Source organism: Streptomyces sp. NPDC004561 (assembly GCF_053602155.1).
In genome coordinates this window covers 1-15043 of record NZ_JBSGDB010000205.1, presented here as the reverse complement: position 1 = coordinate 15043, position 15043 = coordinate 1, and the positions used below count along the sequence as shown (strand labels likewise).

The window sequence follows — 15043 nt, the reverse complement described above, 5'->3', positions numbered from 1 at the left end:
CGCCACCGACCGGGCAGCCCCCCCCGTGGGGGGTGCGGCGCGGCCCCCACTGCCGCGCCGCACCTCGGGGTCCCCCTCGGGGAACCTGTTCGGGTGTCCGTATGGCGGACATGGCGTGTCATCCCCTGGGACGAGGAGTAGGGTGCCGACATGTCTCGCAGCATCAATCTCGCAGTGATCCCCGGTGACGGCATCGGCCAGGAGGTCGTGGCCGAGGGTCTGAAGGTCCTCTCCGCCGTCCTGCCGCAGGATGTGAAGCTGGAGACCCAGGAGTACGACTTCGGCGCCAAGCGCTACCACGCCACCGGTGAGACCCTCACCGACGCCGACCTCGACGCGCTGAAGCGGCACGACGCCATCCTGCTCGGCGCCATCGGCGACCCGTCGGTGCCGTCCGGCGTCCTGGAGCGCGGCTTCCTGCTCAAGCTCCGCTTCGCCTTCGACCACCACGTCAACCTGCGTCCGTCGAAGCTCCTCCCCGGTGTCGCCACCCCGCTCGCCGGCCAGCCGGAGATCGACTTCGTCGTCGTCCGCGAGGGCACCGAGGGCCCGTACACCGGCAACGGCGGCACCATCCGCAAGGGCACCGAGCACGAGGTCGCCACCGAGGTGTCCGTCAACACGGCCTACGGCGTCGAGCGGGTGGTCCGCGACGCCTTCGCCCGCGCCCAGGCCCGCCCCCGCAAGAAGCTCACGCTGGTCCACAAGAACAACGTGCTGACCTTCGCCGGGCACCTGTGGACGAACATCTTCGCCAAGGTGGCCAAGGAGTACCCCGAGGTCACCACCGACTACCTGCACGTCGACGCGGCGACCATCTTCCTGGTCACCCAGCCCGAGCGGTTCGACGTGATCGTCACCGACAACCTCTTCGGCGACATCATCACCGACCTCGCCGCGGCCGTCTCCGGCGGCATCGGCGTGGCCGCCTCCGGCAACATCAACCCCGCCCGCGAGTTCCCCTCCATGTTCGAGCCGGTCCACGGCTCGGCCCCGGACATCGCGGGCCAGGGCAAGGCCGACCCGACCGCCACGGTCCTCTCCGTCGCCCTGCTGCTGCGCCATCTCGGTTACGAGGCCGAGGCCGACCGCATCGACGCGGCGGTCGCCGCCGACCTCACCGAGCGCGCCGGCCGGCCGGCCCGCGGCACCTCCGAGATCGGCGACGCGCTCGCCTCCCGAGTAGCCGGCTGACCCGGCGCTCCCGCACGAGAAGCCGCCGGGCCGCACGACCGCCCGGCGGCTTCCGCATGTCCCCGCCGGGTGTCACCATCGACCCTTGGGCCGCCTTCACCCCGATTCCGTCCGCCGCAGCCCCCGCGCGATAATCGAACGCGGAGCCGCGGTATGAGGGAAAGCTCGGACGTCCTAGCACCAGCCGGGAAGCCGGTGTTCTGGCGTGAGCGCGGCCCGTCACAACAACCGGTGAAGGACAATCACTCATGACGACGCCCACGATCGAGCTCAAGCCCTCCGCCAGCCCCCTCGCCGCCGGCGAGCGCGAGGCGATCCTGGCCGCCCCCGGGTTCGGCCGCCACTTCACCGACCACATGGTGACGATCAGGTGGACCGAGGGTCGCGGCTGGCACGACGCCCAGCTCGTGCCCTACGGCCCGATCTCCATCGACCCCTCCACCCACGTCCTGCACTACGGCCAGGAGATCTTCGAGGGGCTGAAGGCCTACCGGCAGCCCGACGGCTCGATCGCGCTGTTCCGCCCCGAGGCGAACGCCCGGCGCTTCCGCAACTCCGCCCGCCGCATGGCCATGGCCGAGCTGCCCGAGGACCTGTTCATCGCCGCCCTGGACGCGCTGCTCACCCAGGACGCCGACTGGGTCCCGCCGCACGGCGGTGAGGCGTCCCTCTACCTGCGTCCGTTCATGTTCGCCACCGAGGCCGCGCTCGGCGTCCACCCGGCGAACGAGTACCTGTTCATGCTGATCGCCTCCCCGTCCGGCGCCTACTTCGCCGGTGGCGTGCGGCCGGTCACCATCTGGGTCTCCGAGGACCATGTCCGCGCCGTCCCCGGCGGCACCGGCGACGCCAAGACCGGCGGCAACTACGCCGCCTCCCTGCTTCCGCAGGCCGAGGCCGCCGCGCACGGCTGCGACCAGGTCGTCTACCTCGACGCGGTCACCCGCACCAAGGTCGAGGAGAGCGGCAGCATGAACGTCGCCTTCGTCTACGGCGACCGGATCGTCACCCCGGAGCTGACCGGCTCGATCCTGGAGGGCATCACCCGCGACTCCCTGCTCCAGGTCGCCCGCGACCTCGGCTACACCGCCGAGGAGGGTGTGATCACCCTGGAGCAGTGGCGCAAGGACGCGGCCTCCGGCGCCCTCACCGAGGTCTTCGCCTGCGGCACGGCCGCCGTGGTCACCCCGATCGGCCACGTCAAGACCAAGACCGACGAGTGGACCCACGGCGACGGCAACCCCGGCGAGGTGACCCTCCGGCTGCGCGAGGCCCTGCTCGGCGTCCAGCGCGGCATGACCGAGGACAAGCACGGCTGGATGCACCGCATCGGCTGAGCGCCAGGCGCGCTACACGCCGAGGGCCGCTTCGGACTCGTGGACGTCCGCGGCGGCCCTCGGGGGTTCCTGGCCGCGCGTCAGCAGCAGGTGGACCAGCCCGCCGACCGCGCCCGACAGCAGGAAGCTGCAGTCGACCCCGCCGGTCAGGCGCAGCAGCGGGCCCTGGTACGACGGCAGCGACACGGCCAGCAGGCCGACCCCGGCACCGGCCGCCCAGGAGACGGTGGCCCGCACGTTCCAGCCCGCCCGGTACCAGTAGATCCCGCCCCGCGAACGGCGGTTGAAGACCTGGAGCGCGTCGGCGTCGTACACGCCGCGGCAGCGGGCGAAGCCGATGAGGGTGATGACCGCCCACGGCGTGCCGATGGCGGTGAGCAGCAGCACGAAGGACGTCATCGCCGACTGCGCGTTCCAGGCGTAGTGGCCGACGAAGACGCAGACGGTGGCGACGACGGCGACCGTGTAGGTGGCGCGGGCGCGGGAGGCCCGGGGCAGGATGGCGTCCAGGTCCAGGCCCATGGAGTAGAGCATCAGGCCCGCGTTGCCGACCGAGCCGGCGGAGGCGGACAGCAGCAGCGGCACCAGGTACCAGGCGGGGGAGGCGGCGACCAGCGGGCCGGCGTAGTCGAGCGCCGCGTGCGCGCCGAACGCCGTGAACGTCCCGAACAGTTGCGGCACCAGCAGGCCGAGGACCAGGCCGAGCCAGGTGGCGTGCAGGACACGGCGGTTGGAGTGCCGGGCCGGGGAGATGTAGCGGGTGTAGTCGCCGAGCAGCGTGATGAAGGCGATCGGGCCGGACAGGCCCGCGGCCACGGCCGACAGGAACCAGGTCGGCCAGAAGGAGCCGAGCAGATAGCCGCCCGTCTGCGGCAGCGGCGCGGTGGTGAAGTGCGGGGCGTAGGCGAGGACGCCGAGCAGCAGCAGGAAGGTCATGCCGATGGACAGGACCTTGGACATGTTCAGCAGCACCCGGTAGCCGTAGACGGCGCCCGCGACGGTCGCCGCGGCGAGCAGCGCGTAGACGACGCCGTACGACACCCCGTCCGCCGGCAGCCCGCACATCCGGCCGAGCACGCCGATCATCACGTCGCCGCCGATCCACACGGTCAGCGCGGTGTAGCCGAGGGCGAGCAGCAGGCCGACGACCGAGCCCACCAGCCGGCCCCGGACGCCGAACTGGGCGCCGGAGGAGGTGGACAGGTTGGTCGCGGTGCGCAGGGAGATCAGGGCCAGCGGCGCCGTCACCGCCGTGCCGACCAGCGTGCCCGCCAGGATCGAGCTGACCGACGCCCACCAGCCGAGCCCGAAGGACGGCGGCAGCCAGCCGAAGATGATCACCCCGAGGCAGAGGTTGGAGCCGAGCAGGATCGAGACGAGGTCGCGCGGACCACTGGTCCGCTCCTCGTCCGGGATGGTGTCGACTCCACGCTGTTCGATCGGCATGGCCGGGTCTCCTTCGACTGGGGCCAGAAGTTTTGAGCGGCGTTCAATGTGACGTGAAGCTTCGGTCCCGGTCAATGCTTCTGTTTCACGAATTCTGTGTTTAGAGTGATGTTCTAACTCATGGAGAGGCAAGGAGGTGCCGCGTCGTGAGACTGACCCCCACGGAACGTGACCGGCTGCTGCTCTTCGGAGCCGCCGAACTGGCCCGGGCCCGCCGCGCGCGCGGCCTCAGGCTCAACGTGCCGGAGGCGACCGCGCTGATCGCGGACACCGTCTGCGAGGCCGCCCGGGACGGCAGGCGGCTCGCGGAGGCCATCGAGGCGGCCCGGTCGGTGCTCGGCCCCGAGGACGTGCTGCCGGGGGTCGCCGACGTGGTCACCGAGGTGATGGTCGAGGCCGTCTTCGACGACGGCTCCCGGCTCGCGGTGGTCTCCGACCCCATCGGCGGCGGCCTGGGCCCGGACGCTCCCGGCGCCCTGCTCCCCGGCCCCCAGCACGCCGACCCCGCACCGGTCGTCCGCCTCACGGTCGCCAACACCGCGACCGTCCCGGTCTCCGTCACCTCCCACTTCCACTTCTTCGAGGCCAACCCGCGCCTCGACTTCGACCGCGCGCGGGCCTACGGCATGCGGCTCGCCGTGCCCGCCGGGTCCTCGGTCCGCTTCGGGCCCGGCGAGAGCGAGGAGGTCGGGCTGGTGCCGATCGGCGGCGAGCGGATCGCGATCGGCTTCGCCGGGCTGGTCGACGGCCCGCTGGACGCGCCGGGGGCCCGGGAAGAGGCCCTGCGCAGGGCCGCCGCCTGCGGATATCTGGGAGTCACCGAAGCAGCCGCGCGGGAAGGAGGCGAGGAGCGATGAGCCGCTCGAAGGGACGCGAGGTGAGCCGGGCGATCCACGTCGACCCGCACGCCTACGCGGCCACCCACGGCCCCCGGGCCGGCGACCGCATCCGCCTCGGCGACTCGGGCCTGACCGTCCGCGTCGAGTCCGACTCCCAGCGCTACGGCGACGAGTTCCTGGCCGGCTTCGGCAAGACGGCCCGCGACGGACTGCACCTGAAGGCGGCCGCGGTCCGGGAGACCTGTGACGTCGTGATCAGCAACGTCGTGGTCATCGACGCGGCGCAGGGCATCCGGAAGGTGTCCATCGGCATCCGGGAGGGCCGCATCTGCGCCGTCGGCCGGGCCGGCAACCCCGACACCCTCGACGGCGTGGACGTCGTCGTCGGCACCGGCACCTCCATCGTCTCCGGCGAGGGGCTGATCGCCACCGCCGGCGCCGTCGACACCCACGTCCACCTGCTGTCGCCGCGGATCATGGAGGCCTCGCTCGCGTCCGGCGTGACCACGATCATCGGGCAGGAGTTCGGCCCGGTGTGGGGCGTCGGCGTCAACTCCCCCTGGGCGCTGCGCCACGCCTTCGGCGCCTTCGACGCGTGGCCGGTCAACATCGGCTTCCTCGGCCGGGGTTCGTCCTCCCACGACGCCCCCCTGATCGAGGCGCTGGCCGAGGGCGGGGCGTCCGGCTTCAAGGTGCACGAGGACATGGGCGCCCACACGCGTGCCCTGGACACGGCCCTGCGGGTCGCCGAGGAGCACGACGTCCAGGTCGCCCTGCACAGCGACGGCCTGAACGAGTGCCTGTCGGTCGAGGACACCCTGCGGGTCCTGGAGGGCCGCACGATCCACGCCTTCCACATCGAGGGCTGCGGCGGCGGACACGTGCCCAACGTGCTGAAGATGGCCGGCGTGCCGAACGTCATCGGCTCCTCGACCAATCCCACCCTGCCCTTCGGCCGGGACGCGGTCGCCGAGCACTACGGCATGATCGTCTCCGTCCACGACCTCAAGCCCGACCTGCCCGGCGACGCCGCCATGGCCCGCGACCGCATCCGCGCCGGCACCATGGGCGCGGAGGACGTGCTGCACGACCTGGGCGCGATCGGGATCACCTCCTCCGACGCCCAGGGCATGGGCCGCGCGGGCGAGACGGTCCGGCGCACCTTCGCCATGGCCGGCAAGATGAAGGCCGAGCTGGGCCCGCTGGAGGGCGACGGCGAGGGCGACGACAACGCCCGTGTCCTGCGCTACATGGCCAAGCTGACCATCAACCCGGCCATCGCGCACGGCCTTTCGCACGAGGTCGGATCGATCGAGGTGGGCAAGCTCGCCGACATCGTGCTGTGGCGGCCGGAGTACTTCGGCGCCAAGCCGCAGCTCGTCCTGAAGTCCGGCTTCCCCGCGTACGGCGTCGTCGGCGACCCCAACGCGGCCACCGACACCTGCGAACCCCTCGTCCTCGGGCCGCAGTTCGGCTCGTACGGCGCCACGGCCGCGGACCTCTCCGTCGCGTTCGTCGCCCAGGCGGCGATCGACCAGGGCAACGACACGATGCCCACCCGGCGCCGCCGGGTCGCGGTGCGCGGCACCCGCGGGATCGGCCCCGCCGACCTGCGGCTCAACGCCCGGGTCGGAGCGGTCGACGTCGACCAGCGCACCGGTCTGGTCACCCTCGACGGCGACCCGCTCAGCTCCGAGCCCGCCGACTCCGTCTCCCTCAACCGCCTCTACTTCCTCTGACCCGCCGGACACAAGGACCCAGAGAGATGACCACTCCCGCCGCCGACGGCTTCCGCATGCCCGCCGAATGGACCCCGCACGAGCGCACCTGGATGGCGTGGCCGGGCCCCAACCCCACCTTCGACGACCCCGACGACCTGCGGCTGTCCCGCATGGCCTGGGCCTCGGTCGCCCGCGCCGTCCTCCGCTTCGAGCCGGTGACGGTCGTCTGCGGCCCCGGCCAGTCGGCGGACGCGCAGGCCCTGCTCGGTCCCGGCGTCGACACGGTCGAGCGCGAGCTGGACGACGCCTGGATGCGGGACATCGGGCCCACCTTCCTCACCGGTGACCGGGGTGAACTGGCCGCCGTGGACTGGACGTTCAACGGCTGGGGCGCCCAGGACTGGGCCCGCTGGGAGCACGACTCCAAGATCGCCGCGTATGTCTCCGACCTCGCGGGGGCGAAGACGTACGCCTCGAAGCTGGTCAACGAGGGCGGCGCGATCCACGTCGACGGCGAGGGCACCGTGCTGCTCACCGAGACCGTGCAGCTCGGCCCGGAGCGCAACCCGCACTGGTCGAAGGAGGAGGTCGAGGCGGAGATCCACGCTCATCTCGGCACGCGGAAGGCGATCTGGCTGCCGCGCGGCCTGACCGGCGACTACCCTCCCCACGGCTTCGGCACCCTCGGCCACGTCGACATCGTCGCCGCGTTCGCCCGCCCCGGCGTCGTGGTCGCCCACCATCAGCCGGACCCGGCCCACCCCGACCACGAGGTCACCAAGGAGGTCATCGGCATCCTGAAGTCGGCGACCGACGCCCGGGGCCGCAGCCTGGAGGTCGTGGAGGTGCCCGCGCCGACCGTCCTGGAGGCCGACGGCCACTGGGCCGACTACTCCTACATCAACCACTACCTCTGCAACGGGGGCGTCGTCCTGTGCGGCTTCGACGACCCGCGCGACGAGATCGCCGCCGGGATCTTCCGCCGCCTCTTCCCCGAGCGCACCGTCACCCTGGTGGACGCCCGCACGATCTTCGCGGGCGGCGGCGGCATCCACTGCATCACCCAGCAGCAGCCGAAGGTCCGGTGACGACGCCGGTCAGGTAGAACAGACGCGTGGACGTACCTCTCTGCGCCGGCTCCGGCCGCCGGCCGACCGAACCGGCCCGGCTCCCCGACGAGGGGACGGTCCCGGCATGACCGAGAACGCGTCCCCGCGCCGCCGCACCCCCGCCCCGCCCCGTGAGGAGGTTCTCGCCGCCGCGATGGACATGATCGCCGAGCGCGGCCTGGAGAAGCTCACCATGGCGGGGCTCGGGCGGGAGGTCGGCATGAGCAGCGGCCACCTGCTGTACTACTTCCGCTCCAAGGACGAGCTGCTGCTGCGGACCCTGGAGTGGAGCGAGGGGCGGCTCGGGGCCGAGCGGTCCCGGCTGCTCAGCCGGGCGGAACCGGCCGCCGAGCGCCTTGCCGCCTACGTGGATCTCTACGTCCCCGACGGGCACCGGGATCCGCACTGGACGCTGTGGCTGGAGGTATGGAACCGCTCGCAGAACGCCGACGACGACGCGCGGGCCCGGCAGGCCGCGATCGAGGGGGCCTGGCACCGGGACCTGGTCGCGCTGATCGCCGAGGGCATCTCACGGGGGGAGTTCCGCGCGGTGGACGCGGACCGCTTCGCGGCGCGGTTGCGTGCGCTGCTCGACGGGTTCTCCATCCACGTCGCCATCGGGCTGCGCGGCACCGACCGCGCCCAGGTGATGGCACACGTACGGGAGTTCATCGAGGACGTGCTCCTCGTCCGCTAGCCGCGGCGGGCCGCCGGGGCCCCGGGGAGTTCACGCCGGCGCCCGCATCCTGAGACGGTCGGTGAGTCGGGGGCCACGCTGTGTCAGACTGCCTCCGTGTTCTCGTTCGCCATGATTATTGGCAGCAGGCGCGCCGGTCCGCAGTGACCACCTCGTACGACCAGGTACGGGTGGCCACCGTCGTCTTCGACCCGCGCGCAGACCTCTCGCACCCGCGAGAGGTTTTTTCGTTTTCCGGTCCACCAGTAGCCGGAAGCGGAGCGCGAGGGACCATTGGGGGGACGGTGGAGCCGGTCATTCCGGTAAGACCGAAGATTCACAACAGGAGCCTTGAGACCATGACCGAGACGGCAACCAGCGAGCTCGACGACTCGTTCCACGTCTTCGACACCACGCTGCGCGACGGCGCTCAGCGCGAGGGCATCAACCTCACTGTCGCGGACAAGCTCGCCATCGCCCGGCACCTGGACGACTTCGGCGTGGGCTTCATCGAGGGCGGCTGGCCCGGCGCGAACCCCCGGGACACCGAGTTCTTCGCCCGCGCGCAGGCCGAGATCGACTTCCGCCACGCCCAGCTCGTCGCCTTCGGAGCCACCCGCCGCGCCGGCGCGAAGGCCTCCGAGGACCCCCAGGTCAACGCCCTCCTGGCGTCCGGCGCCCCGGTGATCACCCTGGTCGCCAAGTCCCACGACCGGCATGTGGAACTGGCGCTGCGCACCACGCTGGACGAGAACCTGGAGATGGTCCGCGACACGGTGTCGTACCTGAAGGAGCAGGGCCGCCGGGTCTTCGTCGACTGCGAGCACTTCTTCGACGGCTACCGCGCCAACCCCGAGTACGCCAAGGCCGTGGTCCGTACGGCCTCCGAGGCGGGCGCCGACGTCGTCATCCTGTGCGACACAAACGGCGGCATGCTCCCCGCCCAGGTCCACGCGGTCGTCTCCACGGTCCTCGCGGACACCGGCGCCCGGCTCGGCATCCACGCCCAGGACGACACCGGCTGCGCCGTCGCCAACAGCCTGGCGGCCGTCGACGCGGGTGCCACCCACGTCCAGTGCACCGCCAACGGCTACGGCGAGCGCGTCGGCAACGCCAACCTCTTCCCGGTCGTCGCGGCCCTGGAGCTGAAGTACGGCAAGAAGGTGCTGCCCGAGGGCCGGCTGCGCGAGATGACCCGGATCTCGCACGCCATCGCCGAGGTCGTCAACCTGACCCCCTCCACCCACCAGCCGTACGTGGGCGTCTCCGCGTTCGCGCACAAGGCCGGCCTGCACGCCTCCGCGATCAAGGTCGACCCGGACCTCTACCAGCACATCGACCCCGAGCTGGTCGGCAACACCATGCGCATGCTGGTCTCCGACATGGCCGGCCGCGCCTCGGTCGAGCTGAAGGGCAAGGAACTCGGCATCGACCTCGGCGGCGACCGCGAGCTGGTGGGCCGCGTGGTCGAGCGCGTGAAGGAGCGCGAGCTCAAGGGCTACACGTACGAGGCCGCCGACGCCTCCTTCGAGCTCCTGCTCCGCGCCGAGGTCGAGGGCAGGCCGCTGAAGTACTTCGACGTCGAGTCCTGGCGGGCCATCGTCGAGGACCGCCCCGACGGCACCCACGCCAACGAGGCCACCGTCAAGCTGTGGGCCAAGAGCGAGCGGATCGTCGCCACCGCGGAGGGCAACGGCCCGGTCAACGCCCTCGACCGCGCCCTGCGGGTCGCGCTGGAGAAGATCTACCCGCAGCTCGCCAAGCTGGAACTGGTCGACTACAAGGTCCGCATCCTGGAGGGCAAGCACGGCACCTCCTCCACCACCCGCGTGCTGATCTCCACCTCGGACGGCGCCGGCGAGTGGTCCACGGTGGGCGTGGCGGACAACGTGATCGCCGCCTCCTGGCAGTCCCTGGAGGACGCGTACACCTACGGACTGCTCCGGGCGGGCGTGGAACCGGCGCAGTAGCCCGCCGGTCCGGCAGCGGGTGCGGGGTGGCCGGTCGCGCGGCACCCCGCGCCCCTGGACGGCACGGGCGCGGGGCGTCCCGGCTCCGGCGCAGGGACCCCTAGGGGGCCCGCCAGATGTTGTCGAAGGCGACGTTCTCGATCCGCCGGCGCTCGCGCACGGCCTCCAGCTCGGTCACCGCGTCCCCGACGGCCACCAGGACGGTGACGACCGCCTCGTCACCAGGCTCGGGTGCCGCCGGGCGGTCGTCCGGGACGCCCAGGGTGGAGGCGAGTCCCGCCAGGACGGGCTCGTGGGACCACCACCGGTCGGCCGCGTGCCGCCGGGCAGGGGTCTCGGCATGGGGGTCGTCCCGGTCGCGCAGCGCGAGCCGGCGCCGGCGCTTCCCGGTGAGCTGCCCCTCGGACTCCAGGACGTCCCGGTAGGCCGTGGCCAGCCCCTGCCCGCGCCGCCACAGCCAGTCCTCGACCGTCTCGTACGGCTCCTTCCGCACGAGCGCCGCGCCTGCCTCGTCCAGCATCCGGTCACCCGTGGTCAGCACCGACCCCGGCACGATCCGCCCGTTCTCCAGGGTGAGCGCCCGGGTGCCGAGGAGGTCGATCAGCTCGGCACCCGCGAGCGCCAGTGACAGATCACCCTGCTCGACGGGCTGCTCGCGGGGAATGTCCAGACTGACGAGGAACAGATCCTGCGGTGTGGTCATGGGGGCTCCAGGGCGACAGGCGTCAGGCGCGGCCCGGGTCGTTCGGGTGGGACTCCAGCGGGGTGACGGTGAGACTCATCCAGGGCCGCAGCGGAAGGGTACCCAGCACCTTCTCGCGCAGCTCCGCCTCGTCGTCGGCGCGCCACACGCCGATGCTGCGCAGCTCGCCGACCGGGCGCCACAGCCGCGCCAGATGACCGGTGGCGGCCAGCTCCCGGGCCCGGACGGCCTCGTCGGCCCGCCGCTTCGCGACCTCGTCGTCACCGGTGCCCTCGGGCACCGAGGTGGTGATCTCGACCAGGAACTCGCGCATGATCCCGCTCCCTCGGCGAGGCGTGTGTCCGGCTGGGGGACGCCGCTTTCCCTCATCGTCCCCCAGCCACCGGGCAGCCGCCGCTCAGAGCGGCCCTTCCGCCCGCGCTACTGCAGCTTCCACTTCTGGTTCGCGGCTCCCGTGCACGACCAGATCTGGGCCCGTGCCCCGTTCGCCGAGGAGTTGTCGGTGACGTCCAGGCACTTGTTCGCCGCCGTGTCCACCACGTCACCGGTCGACGCGTTGTAAGACCACTGCTGGGCCGCCGTGCCGTTGCAGTCGTAGAGCTGCACCTTGGCCCCGTCGGCCGTCGAGCCCGAGGTGACGTCCAGGCACTTGCCGAGCGCACGGACCGATCCGTCGGCCGCCACGGTCCACTGCTGCGCGGTGGTGCCGTTGCAGTCGTAGAGCTGGACCGCCGTGCCGTCGGCGGTGGCGGCGCCGGCCACGTCCAGGCACTTGCCGGCGAGGCCGACGAAGGCGCCGGTACGGCTGCCGCCGCCGGACTGGGTGCCGGACCACGTGAAGGTGGCCGAGGTCCTGCCGGGCAGCGAGTAAGTGGCGTGCTGCGAGCCCCAGTCGATGGTGACCGTCTGCGCCGAGGAGGAGCCGTTGTACGCGATGAGCGCCTTGCTGCCGTCCGGGTTGCGCCACGCCACGTTCGGCAGGGCGGTGGACGCCGTCGAGGCGATCCGCTGGGCGCCGGGGCGGACGAACTTGGTCAGCTGGCCCATGTCGTAGTACTCGACGGTGTAGTCGACGGTCCCGCTCGCGCCGTCCCCGTCGTGCACGGTGACCAGGCCGGTGCAGGTGCCGCAACCGCCGTTGTGCGGGCCCATGTTCTGGTCCACGGCCAGCGACCACTTGGTCACCGACTTCGCCCAGTTGCGGGTGTAGTCGATGATGTTCGACATGTCCTCGCGCTGCTGGTCGGCGATCCAGGTGCCGCCGGAGTGCTCGGTGCCGAAGGCGTCCAGCGAGGGGTACTGGTCGTGCACGGTGGTCTGCTTGGCGACGTCACCGCCGTAGCCGTGCCAGGCGATCCCGCCGAAGTTGGGGTGGTTGCGGATCGCCGGGTCGTCCACGGACTGGGCGGCGTAGGAGTCGTAGGTGTCCCAGTTCCAGTCGTGGGCCAGGACCTTGGTGCTCAGACCCGCCGACTGCAGCTGCGGCAGCAGGTCGTTCTTGAGGAAGTAGGCGAGCCCGCTCGCGTTCCAGCTCATCGACGGGTAGCCCGAGCAGCAGGTCGGCTCGTTCTGCGGGGTCACGTACGAGACGTCGATCCCCTGGTCCTTGTACGCCTGGAGGTACTTCACGAAGTACGAGGCGTACGCGCCGTAGTCCTCCGCCTTGAGCCGGCCGCCGTCGAGCGAGCCGCTGTCCTTCATCCAGGCCGGTGCCGTCCACGGGGAGGCCATCACCGTGAGGGAGGGGTTGAGCTGGCGGGCCTGCCTGGTGAGCGGCGCCACGTCCGCGAGGTCGTGCGCGATCGAGAACCTCGCGAGCGAGGGGTCGGTCTGCCCGGACGGCACGTCGTCGTACGTGTAGCCGTACCGGGCGAGGTCCGAGGCGCCCATCGGGTTGCGCAGGAACGACAGGCCGATGCCGTCCGTCGGCGAGAACAGCCTGCGCATGGTCGCGTCCCGGGTCGCCTGGGACAGGGCGCCGCTGCTGTTCATCAGATAGGCCGCGGTGTCCGTGAAGGACGCGCCGCCACCGGTGAAGGTCTGGTAGCGGGTGTTCTCGTCCACGGTGATGTTCTCGCCGCCGCCGCCCGTCCCGGACTGGAAGGCGATCGGCGCCTGGGCCTGCAGCCCGCGCACGACATGCCGTCCGGCGGAGTCGTCGGTGGTGGTGAGCCAGGCCGTGACCTGTTCGCCGGCCGCGTGTGCGGGTGGTACGGCCGCGGTGAAGCCGGCGGCGGAGAGCAGTCCGGCCAGCAGCAGCCGGACCGCGCGGGGGGTTCTCCTCATGGTGCGTCGCCCTTCCTCTCGGGTCGACAGAAGCTCGGGGTGGGGGCAAAGCTGACGTGCCGTCTTGACGGGCCTGAGGGGCCTTAGTTAACTCACGGCGTGATCTAAGCCATGAGTGAACCACGAGAGCCGAGGGAAGGTCCATGCCAAGAACCGCCCTGCTCGTCTCTGGGGCGTTGCTCGCCGCCCTGCTGCCCCTGTCCGCCGCCGCCCACGCGGCCGACGACCCGCCCCCCGTCCCCGTCGACCGCTTCGAGGGCGAGGTCCCCTTCGCCGCCCAGCCGGCCGACGGCATCTTCACCTGGGGGAGCGACACCGACGACCCGCCCGCCCTCCAGCTGACCGCACGGTCCGACGCCCCCGAGGGCGCGAAGGTCCTCACCGGCACCTACGACATCAGCGGCTACGGCGGCTTCACCCACGACTTCGCCGCCACCGAACCGGCCCACGACTGGTCCGCCCACAAGGGCGTCCGCTTCTGGTGGGACGGCCGGGACAACGGCAAGAAGATCGCCTTCGAGATCAAGGACGGCGGCGCGAACGGCGAGGCCTCCGAACTCTGGACGACCTCCTTCACCGACGACTTCACCGGCTGGAAGCAGATCGAGCTTCCCTTCACCGACTTCACCTACCGCACCGACTACCAGCCCGTCGGCGGCATCGACCACGTCCTCGGCCTGACCCGGATGTGGGGTTACGCCGTCACGCTCCCCGTGGGCGTGAAGGGCGATTTCGCCATGGACGACGTGGAGTTGTACGGCACCGCCGACCAGTCGCTGCGCGCCTCCGTCACCACCGACGCGCCCGTGTACCCGGTCAGGGAGGGCGGCACCGCAAAGGTCAGGCTCACCCTGGCCACGACCGGCGACCGGCCCGTCGACGACCCGGTGACCGTCGCCTACCGCACCGAGGGCGGCACCGCCACCGCCGGCGAGGACTACACCCCGGTCTCCGGCACCCTCACCTTCCCGGCCGGCACCCCCTCCGGCGCCACGCGGACCGTCGAGGTGTCCACCCGCAGGAACAGGGCGGCCGAACCCGCCGAGACCATCCCGCTGAAACTCACGGTCACGGGCGCCAAGGCTCCCGCCGAGACCCCGCAGGTCGTCGTCGACGCGCACGGACTGCCGTACCTGGACGCCAAGCTGCCGGTGAAGAAGCGCGTGGCGGACCTGCTGTCCCGGATGTCCCTGGCGGAGAAGGCCGGCCAGATGACCCAGGCCGAGCGCGGAGCCGTCGGGACCGGCGGCGACATCGCGACGTACGCCCTGGGCTCCCTCCTGTCCGGCGGCGGCTCCACGCCCACGCCCAACACCCCCGAGGCCTGGGCGAAGATGGTCGACGCCTTCCAGCTCCGGACCCAGGCCACGCGCCTCCAGATCCCGCTGATCTACGGGGTCGACGCGGTGCACGGCCACAACAACCTCCACGGCGCCACGATCATGCCGCACAACATCGGCATCGGCGCGAGCCGGGACCCCCGACTCGCCGAGCGGACGGGCTCGGTGACGGCCGCCGAGGTGCGCGCCACCGGCATCCCCTGGGACTTCGCGCCCTGCCTGTGCGTGAGCCGTGACGAGCGCTGGGGCCGCTCCTACGAGTCCTTCGGCGAGGACCCCGCCCTCGTGCAGTCCATGGAGACCATGATCCAGGGACTCCAGGGCCGGGCCGACGGCCGGGACCTGAGCCGGAACGACAAGGTGCTCGCCACCGCCAAGCACTTCGTCGGCGACGGCGGCACGGCCTACGGCTCCTCCACGAC

The 15043-nt window shown here is 71.8% G+C and carries 12 protein-coding genes; 8 read left to right on the top strand and 4 right to left on the bottom strand.

All coding sequences use genetic code 11. The annotated features are described in order from the left end of the window. Positions 1-150: 150 nt before the first annotated feature. Positions 151-1194 (top strand): 3-isopropylmalate dehydrogenase, encoded by a 1044-nt coding sequence (locus tag ACWEN3_RS24950; RefSeq protein ID WP_452975015.1) that lies wholly within the window; start codon positions 151-153, stop codon positions 1192-1194. Between the two features lie 248 nt (positions 1195-1442). Continuing rightward, complete coding sequence (locus ACWEN3_RS24945) at positions 1443-2531, top strand: branched-chain amino acid aminotransferase (protein WP_452975012.1); 1089 nt, start codon at positions 1443-1445, stop codon at positions 2529-2531. 12 nt (positions 2532-2543) lie between these two features. On the opposite strand, the gene ACWEN3_RS24940 is transcribed toward ACWEN3_RS24945, so the two are convergent. Beyond that, positions 2544-3977: a cytosine permease gene (locus ACWEN3_RS24940; RefSeq protein ID WP_452975009.1), complete on the bottom strand. Its 1434-nt coding sequence runs from the start codon at positions 3975-3977 to the stop codon at positions 2544-2546. A gap of 146 nt (positions 3978-4123) precedes the next feature. Here ACWEN3_RS24940 and ureA point away from each other — a divergent pair, with 146 nt between their 5' ends. From ureA to cimA, 5 genes are all read left to right on the top strand, one after another. Next, positions 4124-4834 (top strand): urease subunit gamma, encoded by a 711-nt coding sequence (ureA, locus tag ACWEN3_RS24935; RefSeq protein WP_452975007.1) that lies wholly within the window; start codon positions 4124-4126, stop codon positions 4832-4834. Continuing rightward, positions 4831-6555, top strand: coding sequence for an urease subunit alpha (locus ACWEN3_RS24930; RefSeq protein ID WP_452975005.1), 1725 nt, complete (start codon positions 4831-4833; stop codon positions 6553-6555). Before ureA ends, ACWEN3_RS24930 begins: the two co-directional genes overlap by 4 nt. A gap of 26 nt (positions 6556-6581) precedes the next feature. Further along, on the top strand, positions 6582-7625 hold the full coding sequence (locus ACWEN3_RS24925; protein ID WP_452975002.1) for an agmatine deiminase family protein: 1044 nt from the start codon (positions 6582-6584) through the stop codon (positions 7623-7625). Positions 7626-7731: 106 nt separating this feature from the next. Beyond that, positions 7732-8343: a TetR/AcrR family transcriptional regulator gene (locus ACWEN3_RS24920; protein ID WP_452974999.1), complete on the top strand. Its 612-nt coding sequence runs from the start codon at positions 7732-7734 to the stop codon at positions 8341-8343. 338 nt (positions 8344-8681) lie between these two features. Further along, entirely contained in the window at positions 8682-10292 is a 1611-nt protein-coding gene (cimA, locus tag ACWEN3_RS24915) for a citramalate synthase (protein WP_452974996.1), read from the top strand. A gap of 100 nt (positions 10293-10392) precedes the next feature. Here cimA and ACWEN3_RS24910 read toward each other — a convergent pair whose 3' ends face one another. The 3 genes from ACWEN3_RS24910 to ACWEN3_RS24900 all read right to left on the bottom strand — a co-directional run bounded on the left by ACWEN3_RS24910 (position 10393) and on the right by ACWEN3_RS24900 (position 13281). Beyond that, positions 10393-10995 (bottom strand): GOLPH3/VPS74 family protein, encoded by a 603-nt coding sequence (locus ACWEN3_RS24910; RefSeq protein WP_452974993.1) that lies wholly within the window; start codon positions 10993-10995, stop codon positions 10393-10395. A gap of 22 nt (positions 10996-11017) precedes the next feature. After that, positions 11018-11308: a muconolactone Delta-isomerase family protein gene (locus tag ACWEN3_RS24905; RefSeq protein WP_452974990.1), complete on the bottom strand. Its 291-nt coding sequence runs from the start codon at positions 11306-11308 to the stop codon at positions 11018-11020. A gap of 107 nt (positions 11309-11415) precedes the next feature. Next, positions 11416-13281, bottom strand: coding sequence for a lectin (locus tag ACWEN3_RS24900; protein ID WP_452974987.1), 1866 nt, complete (start codon positions 13279-13281; stop codon positions 11416-11418). Between the two features lie 143 nt (positions 13282-13424). Here ACWEN3_RS24900 and ACWEN3_RS24895 point away from each other — a divergent pair. Beyond that, the coding region (locus tag ACWEN3_RS24895) for a carbohydrate binding domain-containing protein (protein ID WP_452974984.1) at positions 13425-15043 on the top strand (1619 nt) is incomplete at its 3' end.

What these genes read in the sequence shown, in the direction of transcription:
- ACWEN3_RS24950 (WP_452975015.1), top strand. Translation starts at nt 151, where the DNA reads ATGTCTCGCAGCATCAATCTCGCAGTGATCCCCGGTGACGGCATCGGC.
- ACWEN3_RS24945 (WP_452975012.1), top strand. Translation starts at nt 1,443, where the DNA reads ATGACGACGCCCACGATCGAGCTCAAGCCCTCCGCCAGCCCCCTCGCC.
- ACWEN3_RS24940 (WP_452975009.1), bottom strand. Translation starts at nt 3,977, where the DNA reads ATGCCGATCGAACAGCGTGGAGTCGACACCATCCCGGACGAGGAGCGG.
- ACWEN3_RS24930 (WP_452975005.1), top strand. Translation starts at nt 4,831, where the DNA reads ATGAGCCGCTCGAAGGGACGCGAGGTGAGCCGGGCGATCCACGTCGAC.
- ACWEN3_RS24925 (WP_452975002.1), top strand. Translation starts at nt 6,582, where the DNA reads ATGACCACTCCCGCCGCCGACGGCTTCCGCATGCCCGCCGAATGGACC.
- ACWEN3_RS24920 (WP_452974999.1), top strand. Translation starts at nt 7,732, where the DNA reads ATGACCGAGAACGCGTCCCCGCGCCGCCGCACCCCCGCCCCGCCCCGT.
- cimA (WP_452974996.1), top strand. Translation starts at nt 8,682, where the DNA reads ATGACCGAGACGGCAACCAGCGAGCTCGACGACTCGTTCCACGTCTTC.
- ACWEN3_RS24910 (WP_452974993.1), bottom strand. Translation starts at nt 10,995, where the DNA reads ATGACCACACCGCAGGATCTGTTCCTCGTCAGTCTGGACATTCCCCGC.
- ACWEN3_RS24905 (WP_452974990.1), bottom strand. Translation starts at nt 11,308, where the DNA reads ATGCGCGAGTTCCTGGTCGAGATCACCACCTCGGTGCCCGAGGGCACC.
- ACWEN3_RS24900 (WP_452974987.1), bottom strand. Translation starts at nt 13,281, where the DNA reads ATGAGGAGAACCCCCCGCGCGGTCCGGCTGCTGCTGGCCGGACTGCTC.